The organism is Sedimenticola sp. (assembly GCF_050289425.1).
GTDB lineage: Bacteria > Pseudomonadota > Gammaproteobacteria > Chromatiales > Chromatiaceae > Sedimenticola.
Window position 1 is genome coordinate 118247 of record NZ_JBNKFS010000007.1, and the last position, 12766, is coordinate 131012.

Here is a 12766-nt window from a genome sequence, read left to right on the forward strand (position 1 = left end):
TCACTTTAATTCGGAAGATACTCATGCGTCTATTTAAGAAAGTTATAACTTTCAGGCAAGGATCCAAGGGCAGTAGTCCGCCGAGTCCTGCCGGTATAGATGATTTTCAAAGGCCACAGAATGCGGGATGGATCGGAGAATCCAGGTGGCTGAACAGTAGGGGGCATGTGTCAAGGGAATGGCTGTCTCTGAATTTGCATAAACGGGGATAGGGTTCGATGCACAATATCATGGTGCTCAACGCAAAAGGTGGCTGTGGCAAAACAACAATATCCACTACACTGGCCTGTTATTTTGCGGGTCAGGGCTATAAGACGGCACTCATGGATTATGATCCACAGAATTCCAGCCACCACTGGCTGGATATGCGAAAACCCAGCCAACCCCCCATCCGCTCAATCGATGCAGCCCGTTCCCGCACGGGCGTAACCCGCTCCTGGCAGCTCCATACCGGTGTTGAGACAGAAGTGGTGGTGATCGATACACCGGCAGGCGTCACCGGTGGCCAATTGGTGGAACTGTTTAATAAAGCCGATACGATTCTTATTCCAGTTATGCCCAGCATAATCGACCTGAACGCCGTCGAGGGGTTTCTCAACGAACTGATGCGATTTGCCAAGAACAGGCTGCATGGCAAGCGCATCGCCATGGTGGTCAATCGTGTGCGTTTTAAAACTCCCACCTATGAAAAAATCGAAGCGCTGTCTGCGCGGATGAATGTCCCTCTTATTGGTTCGCTGCGTGATTCCCATAATTACGCCATTGCCATGGAATCCGGCATGGGCATTTGCGAAATGAAAACCGGCGTTTCGACCAAAGACCGGAAGCAGTGGCAACCCATCATTAGTTGGCTGCATGAGACGATTCCCTGCAAGGATCCGCTGCAAACCCCGAAGTTTCCAGGTCTGCCGGATTGGCAGCCCGAAGCGAAAAGCGTCGCCATCTCCTGATATTCCTCGGGTAGCCGTTTTCAATGCCAGGTTTTTGACCATGGCAATTTTCCTATTTAAAACAACACAGTATTTTTTTTGCTGCCCTTATAAATATAAATTTGGGTTAACCCATTCATCCATGTGGTAGGGTATGCCCTGAATTTACACTGGATGCCATGCCGTTTTGCATTCGATGCATGTCCTGCTCTATGGCCACTTATTTAGCAATATGACGCGATTCAACCTGGCATCCTGTTGATTACAAAAACTACCTGGCTGCATATTTTTTGTACGCGGGTGAAGAAAATATTTAACGATAAATTTGTTCTAAGGAGATCAAGAGAGATGATCAAGCCTGTTGGATCCGATACCCTTCAGCCGCTTTTTGTCTATGACACTGATAAGCACCACGCCCTGATGCATGAAGCTGAGTCTTTACCCTCGGTTGTCATCAGTTCACAGGCTGCCGGCAACGCCGTCATGCTGGGTGCCGGCTATTTCAATCCTCTCCAAGGTTACATGACCGTCGGTGACGCCATGGGTTGTGCCGAGAACATGAAGATGTCGGACGGCAGCTTCTTCCCGGTTCCGGTACTCTGTTTGCTGGAGAGTGTCGATGCTATCCAGGGAGCCAAGCGTATTGCCCTGCGCGACCCGAACGTGGAAGGCAGCCCGGTCCTGGCGGTAATGGACATCAGTGCTGTCGAGCAGGTCTCTGATGAGCAAATGGAAGTCATGACCAGCCGGGTTTATGGCACCACCGACCCGGAGCACCCCGGTGTGGCCGCTTTCAACAGCCAGGGGCGCACCGCCATCTCCGGGCCCATCCAGGTGTTGAACTTCAGCTATTTCCAAAACGACTTCCCGGATACATTCCGCACCGCGGTTGAGATTCGAAACGAGATCCAAGAGCGTGGCTGGAAAAAGATCGTCGCCTTCCAGACCCGCAATCCGATGCACCGCGCCCATGAAGAGTTGTGCAAGATGGCCATGGATGCAGTCGACGCCGACGGCGTGGTCATTCATATGTTGCTGGGCAAGCTGAAACCCGGTGATATTCCGGCACCGGTGAGGGACGCGGCCATTCGCAAGATGGCTGAGCTCTATTTCCCACCCAACTCGGTCTGCATCACCGGGTACGGTTTTGACATGCTCTATGCCGGGCCCCGTGAAGCGGTATTACATGCCTACTTCCGTCAAAACATGGGGGCGACCCACTTTATTATCGGGCGTGATCATGCCGGTGTAGGTGATTATTACGGTGCGTTTGATGCCCAGACCATTTTCGATAACGAAGTGCCGGCCGATGCATTGGATATCGAGATCTTCAAGGCTGATCACACCGCTTATTCGAAGAAACTCAACCGAGTGGTGATGATGCGTGATGCGCCTGATCACAGCAAAGAGGACTTTGTGCTGCTCTCCGGCACCAAGGTGCGTGAGATGCTGGGGCAGGGCATGGCTCCCCCACCTGAATTCTCCCGCCCCGAGGTGGCTGAGATCCTGATGAATTACTATCAGTCGCTGAGCTGATAGCTCCTCCCCTCTGACGCCGAAGCGTCAGAGGGGAATCTAACACCCGGTAACTCAGGCTTTCCGAACACGGAAACCGGCGGTTCATCGGTTCCTCCCTTCCACTCTCCCCACAGCGAAAGTTTATTCCCAGGTTTATCGCTCTCTGATACTCTTTATGCCCTTAACAACGGATGTGGTCGGAGAGGGCAGTGCACGGTTATTGGCTATTTCTCATTATCGCTATTGCGACAGTATTCAGCCCTGGACCAGGTGTGGTCTTAACGCTCAGTAACGCAATAAGGTTTGGTGTATCCGGCGCACTGGGAGGGATTCTGGGTATCGCTTTTGGTACCTTCGTCGTCGCCGCCCTGTCGGCGACCAGTCTCGGGATCCTCCTCGCTACCTCGTCAATCGCTTTTACCTTGTTAAAGTATATAGGGGCCGCCTACCTGATTTATCTGGGACTCAAGTTGTGGCGTTCGCCCGTGATGGCGCTCGATTCTGGCCCCACGATAAAAAAGAGTCGCCGCTTGCAGTTTCTGGAAGGGCTTACGCTGCAGCTGACCAATCCTAAAGCTGTGTTCTTTTTTATGTCGGTGTTCCCGCAATTTATTGACCTCAAAACACATTACACTGCCCAGTTTATCCTTCTGGTGACGACTTACAGTGTGCTGGTGATATTGATTCATCTGCTTTATGCCCAGTTGGCGAAAACCGCGCGCTTTTGGTTTGCTTCGGAACGGGGTGGCCGTTTGGTAAACCGTTTAGGTGGTGGAACCTTTATGTGCTTTGGTCTGGGACTGGCGTCGGCCAGCCGATAATGTGGTGGGTTCGCCAAGTGTGAACTGACGCCGATTCGATAGTGGGCCCGATCAAAGTGTGCTTATCAAACCTGTTACCGGATAGACGGTCCACACTTTTTTACCGCTCCACGTCGAATCGCTTCATCCTTGCCGCCTACCTTAATCAGATTATCCTTATTCGACAGTCTGTTCGTGCAGCAGGTAAGATGCAGGTCATTCGTTTGGCTGTGAAATACCTAATAACAATGGAGGAGTGCTTGGATGAAAATTGAAACCATCGCGATACATGGGGGGTATGAGCCAGACCCCACTACTAAAGCGGTCGCTGTGCCGATCTATCAAACCACCTCTTATGCCTTCGACGATACGCAACACGGGGCCGACCTGTTTGACTTGAAAGTCCAGGGAAATATTTATACGCGGATCATGAATCCCACCTCCGATGTGTTGGAGAAACGGGTGGCTGCGATGGAGGGGGGGATCGGTTCATTGGCGCTGGCTTCCGGTATGGCCGCGATAACCAACACCGTTTTTACCCTGTGTGAAGCGGGTGACAATATTGTTACGACTACCACTCTCTACGGCGGTACTTACAATCTGTTTGCACATACGCTGCCTCAATTGGGCATAGAGGCGCGTTTTGCCGATCCAAAGGATATTGATGGCATGGCGGCCTTGATTGATGATCGGACCAAGTTGGTGTTTTGCGAATCGATCGGGAATCCGGCCGGTAACGTGGTGGATATCGGTGCCGCGGCGGATATGGCCCACGCTCACGGGGTGCCGCTGGTGGTAGACAATACAGTTCCCTCCCCCTATCTTTGTCGCCCATTCGAGCATGGGGCAGATATTGTGGTACACGCCTTGACCAAGTATATGGGCGGCCACGGGACGACTATTGGTGGCGTGATCGTAGATTCAGGGAACTTCCCCTGGGCGGAATATGCGGCCCGCTTTCCGCGCCTGAACCAGCCGGATGTCTCTTACCACGGTGTGGTCTACACCGAGGCTTTGGGGCCGGCGGCCTTTATCGGTCGAGCACGGGTTGTGCCGCTACGCAATATGGGCGCCGCCATCTCCCCGTTTAATAGCTTCCTGGTGCTGCAAGGCCTTGAAACACTGCCCGTGCGTATGGATCGTCACTGCGAAAATGCCTTGGCTGTCGCCAACTACCTACAGTCTCACCCACAGGTTGAGTGGGTGCGCTATGCAGGATTGGAGGGCAGTCCGGATAAACCCCTGGTGGATAAGTATATGGGGGGCAGAGCGTCGAGCATTCTCTCCTTCGGTATCACCGGTGGCAAGGAGGCGGGCGCGCGGTTTATCGATGCATTGAAGTTGGCAGTTCGCCTAGTGAATATCGGGGATGCCAAAACCCTGGCCTGCCACCCGTCGACGACTACCCACCGGCAGCTGAGTCCGGAAGAGTTGGCCAAGGCTGGGGTGAGTGAAGACTTGGTTCGCCTGTCGATTGGTATCGAGCATATCGACGATATCATCGCCGATCTCGAGCAAGCGTTGGCAGCCTCTCGCTAAGTCTGCAACCGGTGGGCGGCTGAGGGTCGTCCACCGTTTTTACCAAAAGTGTCGGCATCAGGTATTTATGGTCTGTTACCAGGCCATCGGTAAGTTGTGGCCGGAACTACTTACTGTCCTTCAAGTCGTTTGATGTGATCCGCCAGAATCTCTTCTGCCTCTTTGACCTGCTCCAGCGTCATGGAAGAAGAGGCGGCCAACTTGAATTTCTCGGCGTATTTGTCTCCGCCGTATTCGGCCAGTCCGAACCAGATGTAGGCGTTGGTGTAATCTTTCTTTGTGCCAACGCCATACAGATACAAGCCAGCCAATTTGCCATAGGCATCCACATCACCCGCTTCAGCCGCTTGCTTGTATTGGCTGAATGCCTCGACATAGTCGCCGTTGGCGTACGCGGTGAGACCCGCTTCAAGATCGGCATGGAGTGGTCCAGAGACCAAGGCAGCCAATACCGCACCAAGGAGATGTTTTAGATTAAGTTTCATGCTGTTATCTCGAGTAAATTAGGCAGCCATTCTAGTGTAATCAGGTGCCTGTTAGAAGGGATCGCTAAGGATCTTGTTTACATTTCCAATACCCTGTAGTCAGGGCTCTACCGGGTCGAGTCACGGTGACGGGCAACGAGTGCGGTGAGGCCATTGGCATGTTGAACGGCTTGGTCGAGCAAATGTGGGTAACTGTCTGCACCATTGTAGCCAACGATAGGCTCACCCAGTATCTTTCCAGATTGATCTAGCAAAATGAGGGTTGGGGTGGCGAATACATGGTAGCGATCGACAAAGAGATGGGCTCTTATCGGGGTACCATCGAAATCAATCACCTTTCCTCCTCGATCGATCGAAAATTCCCGCAAGTGCACACGCCGCTGCAGCGTACCCTTTTTGAGCAGGGGGGCGAGGATTTCCCGATTCAGCGCCTGGCAATAACTGCAGTTTTCTGAACTGAATATTACCATCAACGGAGTCGCTTTGTTGTGGGCGCTGGCGGCCTCAACTGACCAGTCTGTGACCTTGGGGAGGGGGAGTGGTGCGCCATTCAGCCGGAAAGGTAACATGGCAAGAAGAGTAAGAAGCACGAACAACGGGATAGGCTTCACGGCTAACAACGGCTCTACGTGTCTATAAAATAATTAAATTATAATATAAATAATTATTTAATAATAGAGCCGGTTCACACCTCGCCGCCTGTGCCCGCTACAGAGCGGGCACAGGCGTGGATCAGTCTGCCTTGTTTAGGTGAACATCCATCTGAGGGTAGGGAATGGAGATGCCGTTGTCATCGAAAGCGAGCTTTATCTTTTCTGTCAGATCGAACCGGACTCCCCAGTAGTCACCACTCTTCACCCAGGGTCTGACGTTGAAATTGACACTGCTGTCTGCCAGCTCACCTACAGCGACCAAAGGCTCCGGGTCTTTCAGGACACGTTCGTCGGCAGCCAGTATCTCGGTAAGCAGTTGCTTTGCTTTGCGAATATCGTCGCCATAACCGATACCGAACACCATATCGATGCGTCGCGTCTCACGGGCCGAAAAATTGGTGATCGTGCCGTTATAAATGGAGCCATTCGGGACAATGACTTCCCGGTTGTCACCGGTGCGCATAATCGTGCTGAAAATACTGATGGTTTCGACCACCCCCGCTGTGCCGCCGGCTTCGACAAAATCGCCGGTTTTGAACGGGCGGAAGATGATCAGCATGACACCGGCTGCAAAATTCTGCAGTGAATTTTGCAGCGCCAGGCCGACGGCCAGACCGGCAGCACCGAGCAGTGCGATCAGTGAGGTGGTATCCACACCCAACTGGTCCATGGCGGCAATGACGATGAACAGCAGCAGGATGGCGTGCAGAATGGAGACAACAAAGTTGATAAGGATGATATCCATCTTGCTCTTGGTCAGAAGCTTCTTGACGATCTTGAGCAGAATGTTCGCTACCCAGCGACCGACGATAAAGGTGACCAACGCCAGGATAATGTTGATACCCCAAGGAATTACAAAAGTAGAAACCAGCTTGTCGAGATCCATGAAGTCAGGCATGTCTCACTCCGATTGAGGTTATTGTGGTTAAGTTATAAACCCAGCAAATATAGCAGACAATTATCAGATTCTCCCAACTGAAAAATGTCAATAAAAGTAAAATAAGTCGTCTGACACCTATGGTTTGAGCTCGTCCACCCTTAGCTCTATCGATCGCTCCTCGCTGCTGACGGTGTGTGTATTTTTGAGTATTCCATCGCCCTGGCGGTTTACGCTTTGGGATGTGCCGCCGAGGGTTATCCATTCACCCAGTTTCCCGGACACGACGCTATGTGCCTGCTGCACTTCATACTGACCCTGGATCGTACCGGTGCGACTCATGTGGGGAGTGATCTCCAGTGTTACTATGGATCCGTTCACTCTGGGAATGACATAGAAACCGCTGGTTACGTTTTTGTAGCGGGTGGTAATCTGTTGGTGGATCGTGTTGTTTTGGACGATGGTGGTCTGCTCAGGAACCGGCACGGATTGCCCAGTGTCGATAAAGGCAGCATGCCCCTCCAGGACTTGCAGGGTGTGGGTGGCATCTTGGGCGCTTTGGGTTCGCGCCTGCTTCATCTGTAGTCGTAGATCGTTATCTTGTGGTCGTCCGACGATGACCTTGGCATGTTTCCCCAGTAGGGTGTTTACGTCAGCCTGTGTTGCCCTTTGGGATATTTGGTTGCCGGCAGACTGTCTGACTGAGATCTGCAGCATCCTGGGTGGTTGATCGATGCGCCGCAAAATCTGTTTGATCTCCACCAGATTGTCTGGAGAGGTGCGGATAATAAGTTGATTGTTCATGCCGGCAATGGAGCCGTCTTTATCAATGAAGGGCTTTAGTACCGGGATTACCTCGGCCACGGGACGGCTGTTAAGTTGAATGATCTCCAGGGGATAATCGGCGACGGCTTGGGCGAACCAGGTAATTAAGATCAACAGGAATAAAAGCCGTTTCATAGTGATTTTTTCCGGGTCAGAGATAGAGTCTGCGCAGTGTGCTGTCCTGCTCACTGCGCTCCCACACCTCATTAAAGAATTCGGTCAGTAATTTTGCCTCAATCGGGTGATAGAAATAGGCTTCACCTTCATAGCGTTCAGCCACTCTGCGTCTGATATAGCCCATTCTGTCAGCGATGATGAAGTTTTCCGGGTGATCGATGTAGTCAGGATGCGGCCGTCTGATTTCAATCTTGCTGGTGAGTCGCCGGGACAGGTCTACCAGTCGGTGTCCCTCTCTCCTGGCTCGTTCGCTGTCTTGCAGTAAAACGCGAACGCAGATACCCCTGGAAGCGATGGCCAAGTGCTTTAATGCGTCAAGAAAACCGTTTTGATCATAGAGCGGTTTATCTAAGTCATAGGTGAACAGATCCAATTGGTGTTGTGCCTGCTCCGCCATGCTTTCACAGGCCTGCATAAATTGGGCGCGACCCTGCAGGATAATACGCTCCCTGCTTTCGCCGAGTATCTGCGATTCGATGGCATTGTCGGTTCGCTGATTCATGCTAACTCCTGCCGGGTGGGGAGGGAGCTTGCTCCAGCTCCATCCTTTGGTGGACGATTCCGGCCTCCACAAATTCACTCCCCACACAGTGAAATCCATGTCTAACATAGAAAGGAATAGCACCTGTTTGGGCATTGAGAAAGAGTGGGGCAGGGATTTCCCTCTCCGCTAGCTTTAGCAACTGTTTGAGCAGTGCGCTACCGACACCGGCGTTACGCCACTCCTTGAGAACGGCCATCCGTCCAATCTGTCCTGTCACGGAGATTCGGCCGGTGCCTATCGCATGACCGTCGCTATTAACAGCGATTACATGCAGTGCGGACTCGTCCTTGTCGTCCCACTCCAGCTTTTTGGGTACCTGTTGCTCCAAAATAAAAACCGCTTCACGTATGGCGCGGAGAAGGGGTTTGCTCTCGTCCCAGTGAGCCTGGTTAACGGTAAAGTTTTGTTTTGACATGTACGATTACCCGGATATGGCGAATGCTTCTTAACTAGTATAGAGGAGCAGGTGGACAACCTGAAATGGGACTGGTGATAGGACTTAAGTTTTGCTGCTGTTGGCCGATGGATGCCTGACCAGGTTGAATATTTCACCGTGATGATGAATAGAGGGATGGTGAGGATTAACGACAACGGCCCGGGTTAAGAATTTTGCGGGAGGGTGGCCGTTGTCATCAATCTTCGGTATCAATAGTGGCTGAGTGTGGTGTTGCGGGTTGTGGAGACGTTCACAAAAAGCACAGATAGCTTTCTGATCTGCTACAGCTCAACAGGATTTGTGCGCCCTGCACGGTGAAAGCGGAAGCCCGCCCGCAATTTTCTCGTTTGACGGGCCGGTTTGCAGGTTAATTTGTACGGGACTGTCACGTACCGGTGATACAAGCTATGATTGAAACGGTAGGCCATTCAAGAAAATGAGTATAGATAGCCGATTCTCGGGCTTTGGTCTGCATCGCAAAACGAAGGGGTATAAATTGGCTGTAACCGTCGGATTCAAGGTGAGGATGTTCGCCATCGTGGGATTGCTGTGTCTGTCTACGGCAACCGTGGCCGATATCTATAAATATGAGGATCGTAGTGGCAAGCTCTATTTTACCGACCGACCAATGGAGGGGAACGGTTATCGATTGCTCTGGCATTCGGCGGCCGGGCAAAAAAAGCCTAGTGGTTCAAGAATAGATACGGCCTCCAGCGAGAGAAATCGCCACCGTTACTCTCCGATGATTGAGGAAGTTGCCAATAAAGTGCGTCTTAAGCCAGCCTTGTTGCATGCGGTGATTAGTGTCGAATCCGCTTATGATCCGCGTGCACTTTCACGCACCGGGGCCAAGGGTTTGATGCAATTGATGCCCGGCACGGCACAGCGCTATGGCATTTATGATAGCTGGGACCCTAAGTCCAATTTGACCGGGGGGGCTACCTATCTGCGCGATTTGCTGATTATGTTTAACAACGATTTACGCTTGGCGTTAGCCGCCTATAACGCGGGTGAAAATGCCGTGAAAAAATTCGGCAACCGGATTCCACCCTATCCGGAAACCGAGGCTTATGTGGCACGGGTAATGACTAACTATCGTGAATATCAGTCATCAGGCAGATTCGCTTCCCTGAATTAGAAGGCAGTGTGTGCTTAATCCCGCCAATTACTGATTAATCGGTTGATGGTTGCCCTGTCCTGTTCCGATATATCAATAATGTGGAACCCTATCCAGCGCTGATTCGACCCCTCCACTTCCTGTATCCACAGGCTTTCAGCGCCGATCTGCAGCGTGATTGAATCCGTGGCCCCCGGGGCGAAAACCACATCAAACTGAAATACATAATTTTCGGGTAGGGACTGCTCCGAAATCATCATAAAACCGCTGACGGATAGATTGACCAGCGTACCTATAAGCTTTTTTGACTCAGCGTCGAGGATATCAATCCTGGTATCACAGCTTTTTCTTGGATGGGAGCGTTTTTCGGGCATTACGGATTTCCTTGTTTGAGTCTAACGCGCGGGATTCATGCCAATGGATTTTTGCAGAATCGCCTGTATGGTTTTCAGGGCCTGAGTTACAAAAGGTATCCCAGAGGATTTTATTATACTTGCCTTGCCTGTGCAGAGTTGTTTCGCCAACTCTTCGGAAGGGGTGATGTAAGCTTGTATGCCAAAGCGGTCCACAAACATGTATTTATGCGTGATTGGGCTGAACCAGGACAGCTTCAAACGGCGCAACTTATGGTTGTCGTCAATCAGCTCAAACCAGGTGCCGAATTTGATGTCACGCAACTTCAGCAGCATCTCCTTTTCCTCTGGTGACTGTTCAGATCCGGTCGGCTTTGTTGGCGTGACAGGTTCATTCTCCTCGATGGGTTTTATCACCGGCTTGGAAACCTCGGCCGCGGCCGGAGGCTGCTCTTTGACCTTGGTCGGCTGTTCCGTGATGACGGCATCGAGCAGTTTATAGAGGGCGTTACTATCGGGGTGGTGGTAATTACCCAGTGAGTCGAGACCAGCCCTGATGTGTTGAATGAGGTTTTTCTGGTTCTTTTTCAGCCACTCCTTTGCCTTGGGGTTATGCCTTGCATCGACCACTTTGACCAGGCTGTCAATCACCGCAAGGGCAGACGCCCACTCCTTTCCGCTTTCCACTTCCGGATCACGCAGGAGCATCAGTATCATCCGATCCAGCCAAGCATGATTGAGGAAGCGTTCAAGCACCGGGTGTAGATTTCGACCTTGGGTCTTTTCGTCAATCACTTCCCGGGCGCGCTGTCTGGCCGATTCCAGTCTTTCACGCCCCTTGGCCGCTTCCTGGTTGCGCTCCTCCAAGATTTTGGCACGTGATTCCAGCTCTTCCGCCTGCTTTTGCAGTCGATAGAACATTTCGTCGAAGATAGAGAGTTCGCTTTTGAATTCAGCCAGTACGGTTTTCACGCTCTCTTGCATCGGGTAGTAGATGCCACGACGCAGGTCCTCTTCATCGATCCAGCGTTTACCGGCCTCGACCATCATGTTTAGCAGCCGTCTGGCAATATGTTGCTCGTCAGTGAGGAATGTTCGATCCAGAATCGCCACTTTCAGGTAAGGCGTGTGCAGGTGGCTGATCAAGGCCTTGGCGATATTGGCCAATCCCTCTTCGTTGAGGACTTGTTCAAAAAGCATCCCTACCAATTCGATGGTGTCCAGATCGGCGGTGGGGACGGTGTTTTTATCCAGCTCCTTGAGTAGTTTACTTCTTTCCGTCTCCAGGGTTTTTCGCACATTCTGGATCAGGTTGGTGTCCAACTCGATCGATTGCGGAATCCCTTCATTGCTCTCCGGGTCTGGTAGATAGTCAGCCTGAGTCTGCGGCTGAATCTGTTCAATGACCTGGACAATTTCCGGTGTGCGTTTCAGCTGCGCGGTATTGCCGTCGGGTGAGATCTCGGGGTGATTGCTGAAATTGGGATCGGCCGCCCGGCGGGCGGTGAGCAGGTCATGAATCGACTGGAATAGCTCTTCACCCAAGGCAACGCTGTTTCCCGTTCCGGAAGGCGTACCCAGACCGCTGTGTCTGGGTGGAGCCGAATCCGGGGTGGCGGAAGATTGTCTCGATTCGGCATGGGCGGTACGTGGTTGTTCGACGGGGAGGGGGGCGCTCGGGGCGGACTTTGGGTCGCTTGGCGAGGCAGGAGGTGTAACCGCTTTGAATGTCATATTGGGAAAGATGCCGGCTTCGATCAGTTTGTCATTCAGGCTCTGATAGATTGTGACGGCGTCACCCAAGACAAATTTACCAAACAGGAAATAGACAATCAGCAGGATCTGTTTATCCAGATCCAGCGCCTCCGCGGCCAATTGGAAAGCGGTTGCCGTGTGAGCCGGGCAGGCGGGGATATCCTCTTCGGCCAGTTTTTTTCCACCACGCAACACCGCCATTCGTTTGCCCAGGGCGTATAGTTCTTGATAGCAATTTGATTGCGTTTTGGAGATCAGGCTCTGGATGGCGATATGTTTCTCCAGCGCTTCATTATCGACCACTTTCAGTTCGATATGCCCGGTCTCCTCTACCGGGGAGTCTGGGTAGTTGATGGGCCTTCCTTGTACGAAAGCCCTGAAGCCTTGCTCGATAGATTCCCGAAAGTCATGCTCAATTACATCACGCAGTGACAGAATATGGTTGATGGCGTCAAAGAAACGTACCTGTAGTGCGTTGGTTTCGGCTTTTTTGGCAAAGTCGAGAAAAACCGGTTCGATCTGCTCAAACAGTTCATTTAGCTGGGTGGTGAGGTAGACCATCACCATATCGCGACACTCACTCAGTAGCTGTTGATGTTTTTTTCCCGATTGAGTGGTGTGAGGTTGTTGTGACAACTCTTCCATATATGACTTCCTTGACTCTAAAACGGCTGCCTGAGCTTACAGAAATAGCGGCCAAGTCATAGAGTGCTTTAGTTATACCGCCCGCCGACCATCTTTACCCATATTCCGTTTTT

At 51.8% G+C, this 12766-nt stretch carries 13 protein-coding genes; 5 read left to right on the forward strand and 8 right to left on the reverse strand.

Annotation, left to right across the window (positions count from 1 at the left end):
- Window positions 1-218: 218 nt before the first annotated feature.
- The 4 genes from ACQY5R_RS06895 to ACQY5R_RS06910 all read left to right on the forward strand — a co-directional run bounded on the left by ACQY5R_RS06895 (window position 219) and on the right by ACQY5R_RS06910 (window position 4786).
- Window positions 219-950: an AAA family ATPase gene (locus ACQY5R_RS06895; protein ID WP_428606184.1), complete on the forward strand. Its 732-nt coding sequence runs from the start codon at window positions 219-221 to the stop codon at window positions 948-950.
- Window positions 951-1277: 327 nt separating this feature from the next.
- Window positions 1278-2465: a sulfate adenylyltransferase gene (sat, locus tag ACQY5R_RS06900; protein WP_428606187.1), complete on the forward strand. Its 1188-nt coding sequence runs from the start codon at window positions 1278-1280 to the stop codon at window positions 2463-2465.
- A 191-nt stretch (window positions 2466-2656) separates the two neighbouring features.
- Window positions 2657-3268 carry a LysE family translocator gene (locus ACQY5R_RS06905; RefSeq protein ID WP_428606190.1) on the forward strand — a complete coding sequence of 204 codons (612 nt, stop codon included), beginning with the start codon at window positions 2657-2659 and terminating at the stop codon, window positions 3266-3268.
- A 243-nt stretch (window positions 3269-3511) separates the two neighbouring features.
- Window positions 3512-4786: an O-acetylhomoserine aminocarboxypropyltransferase/cysteine synthase family protein gene (locus ACQY5R_RS06910; RefSeq protein WP_428606193.1), complete on the forward strand. Its 1275-nt coding sequence runs from the start codon at window positions 3512-3514 to the stop codon at window positions 4784-4786.
- Window positions 4787-4896: 110 nt separating this feature from the next.
- Here the strand turns inward: ACQY5R_RS06910 and ACQY5R_RS06915 are convergent, their stop codons facing one another.
- The 6 genes from ACQY5R_RS06915 to ACQY5R_RS06940 form a co-directional block, all read right to left on the reverse strand.
- Entirely contained in the window at window positions 4897-5271 is a 375-nt protein-coding gene (locus ACQY5R_RS06915) for a hypothetical protein (RefSeq protein ID WP_428606195.1), read from the reverse strand.
- Between the two features lie 107 nt (window positions 5272-5378).
- Window positions 5379-5882, reverse strand: a complete 504-nt coding sequence (locus tag ACQY5R_RS06920) for a thioredoxin family protein (RefSeq protein WP_428606198.1) — start codon at window positions 5880-5882, stop codon at window positions 5379-5381.
- A 121-nt stretch (window positions 5883-6003) separates the two neighbouring features.
- Window positions 6004-6822 (reverse strand): mechanosensitive ion channel family protein, encoded by an 819-nt coding sequence (locus ACQY5R_RS06925; RefSeq protein ID WP_428606200.1) that lies wholly within the window; start codon window positions 6820-6822, stop codon window positions 6004-6006.
- A gap of 117 nt (window positions 6823-6939) precedes the next feature.
- On the reverse strand, window positions 6940-7761 hold the full coding sequence (locus ACQY5R_RS06930) for a secretin N-terminal domain-containing protein (protein ID WP_428606203.1): 822 nt from the start codon (window positions 7759-7761) through the stop codon (window positions 6940-6942).
- 16 nt (window positions 7762-7777) lie between these two features.
- Window positions 7778-8305, reverse strand: coding sequence for an acyltransferase (locus ACQY5R_RS06935; protein WP_428606205.1), 528 nt, complete (start codon window positions 8303-8305; stop codon window positions 7778-7780).
- Between the two features lies 1 nt (window position 8306).
- The gene (locus ACQY5R_RS06940; protein ID WP_428606207.1) at window positions 8307-8762 is read right to left on the reverse strand and encodes a GNAT family N-acetyltransferase; all 456 of its coding nucleotides are present in this window, start codon (window positions 8760-8762) and stop codon (window positions 8307-8309) included.
- Window positions 8763-9219: 457 nt separating this feature from the next.
- Between ACQY5R_RS06940 and ACQY5R_RS06945 the strand changes: the two genes are divergently transcribed.
- Window positions 9220-9921, forward strand: coding sequence for a lytic transglycosylase domain-containing protein (locus tag ACQY5R_RS06945; protein ID WP_428606209.1), 702 nt, complete (start codon window positions 9220-9222; stop codon window positions 9919-9921).
- A gap of 14 nt (window positions 9922-9935) precedes the next feature.
- On the opposite strand, the gene ACQY5R_RS06950 is transcribed toward ACQY5R_RS06945, so the two are convergent.
- Window positions 9936-10274 carry a PilZ domain-containing protein gene (locus ACQY5R_RS06950; RefSeq protein ID WP_428606211.1) on the reverse strand — a complete coding sequence of 113 codons (339 nt, stop codon included), beginning with the start codon at window positions 10272-10274 and terminating at the stop codon, window positions 9936-9938.
- A gap of 21 nt (window positions 10275-10295) precedes the next feature.
- Window positions 10296-12653, reverse strand: a complete 2358-nt coding sequence (locus ACQY5R_RS06955) for a DUF1631 domain-containing protein (RefSeq protein ID WP_428606213.1) — start codon at window positions 12651-12653, stop codon at window positions 10296-10298.
- Between the last annotated feature and the right edge of the window lie 113 nt (window positions 12654-12766).

Coding starts and splice junctions, on each gene's coding strand:
- ACQY5R_RS06955 (WP_428606213.1), bottom strand. CDS start 12,653: ATGGAAGAGTTGTCACAACAACCTCACACCACTCAATCGGGAAAAAAA.
- sat (WP_428606187.1), top strand. CDS start 1,278: ATGATCAAGCCTGTTGGATCCGATACCCTTCAGCCGCTTTTTGTCTAT.
- ACQY5R_RS06940 (WP_428606207.1), bottom strand. CDS start 8,762: ATGTCAAAACAAAACTTTACCGTTAACCAGGCTCACTGGGACGAGAGC.
- ACQY5R_RS06950 (WP_428606211.1), bottom strand. CDS start 10,274: ATGCCCGAAAAACGCTCCCATCCAAGAAAAAGCTGTGATACCAGGATT.
- ACQY5R_RS06930 (WP_428606203.1), bottom strand. CDS start 7,761: ATGAAACGGCTTTTATTCCTGTTGATCTTAATTACCTGGTTCGCCCAA.
- ACQY5R_RS06935 (WP_428606205.1), bottom strand. CDS start 8,305: ATGAATCAGCGAACCGACAATGCCATCGAATCGCAGATACTCGGCGAA.
- ACQY5R_RS06945 (WP_428606209.1), top strand. CDS start 9,220: ATGAGTATAGATAGCCGATTCTCGGGCTTTGGTCTGCATCGCAAAACG.
- ACQY5R_RS06910 (WP_428606193.1), top strand. CDS start 3,512: ATGAAAATTGAAACCATCGCGATACATGGGGGGTATGAGCCAGACCCC.
- ACQY5R_RS06915 (WP_428606195.1), bottom strand. CDS start 5,271: ATGAAACTTAATCTAAAACATCTCCTTGGTGCGGTATTGGCTGCCTTG.
- ACQY5R_RS06895 (WP_428606184.1), top strand. CDS start 219: ATGCACAATATCATGGTGCTCAACGCAAAAGGTGGCTGTGGCAAAACA.
- ACQY5R_RS06925 (WP_428606200.1), bottom strand. CDS start 6,822: ATGCCTGACTTCATGGATCTCGACAAGCTGGTTTCTACTTTTGTAATT.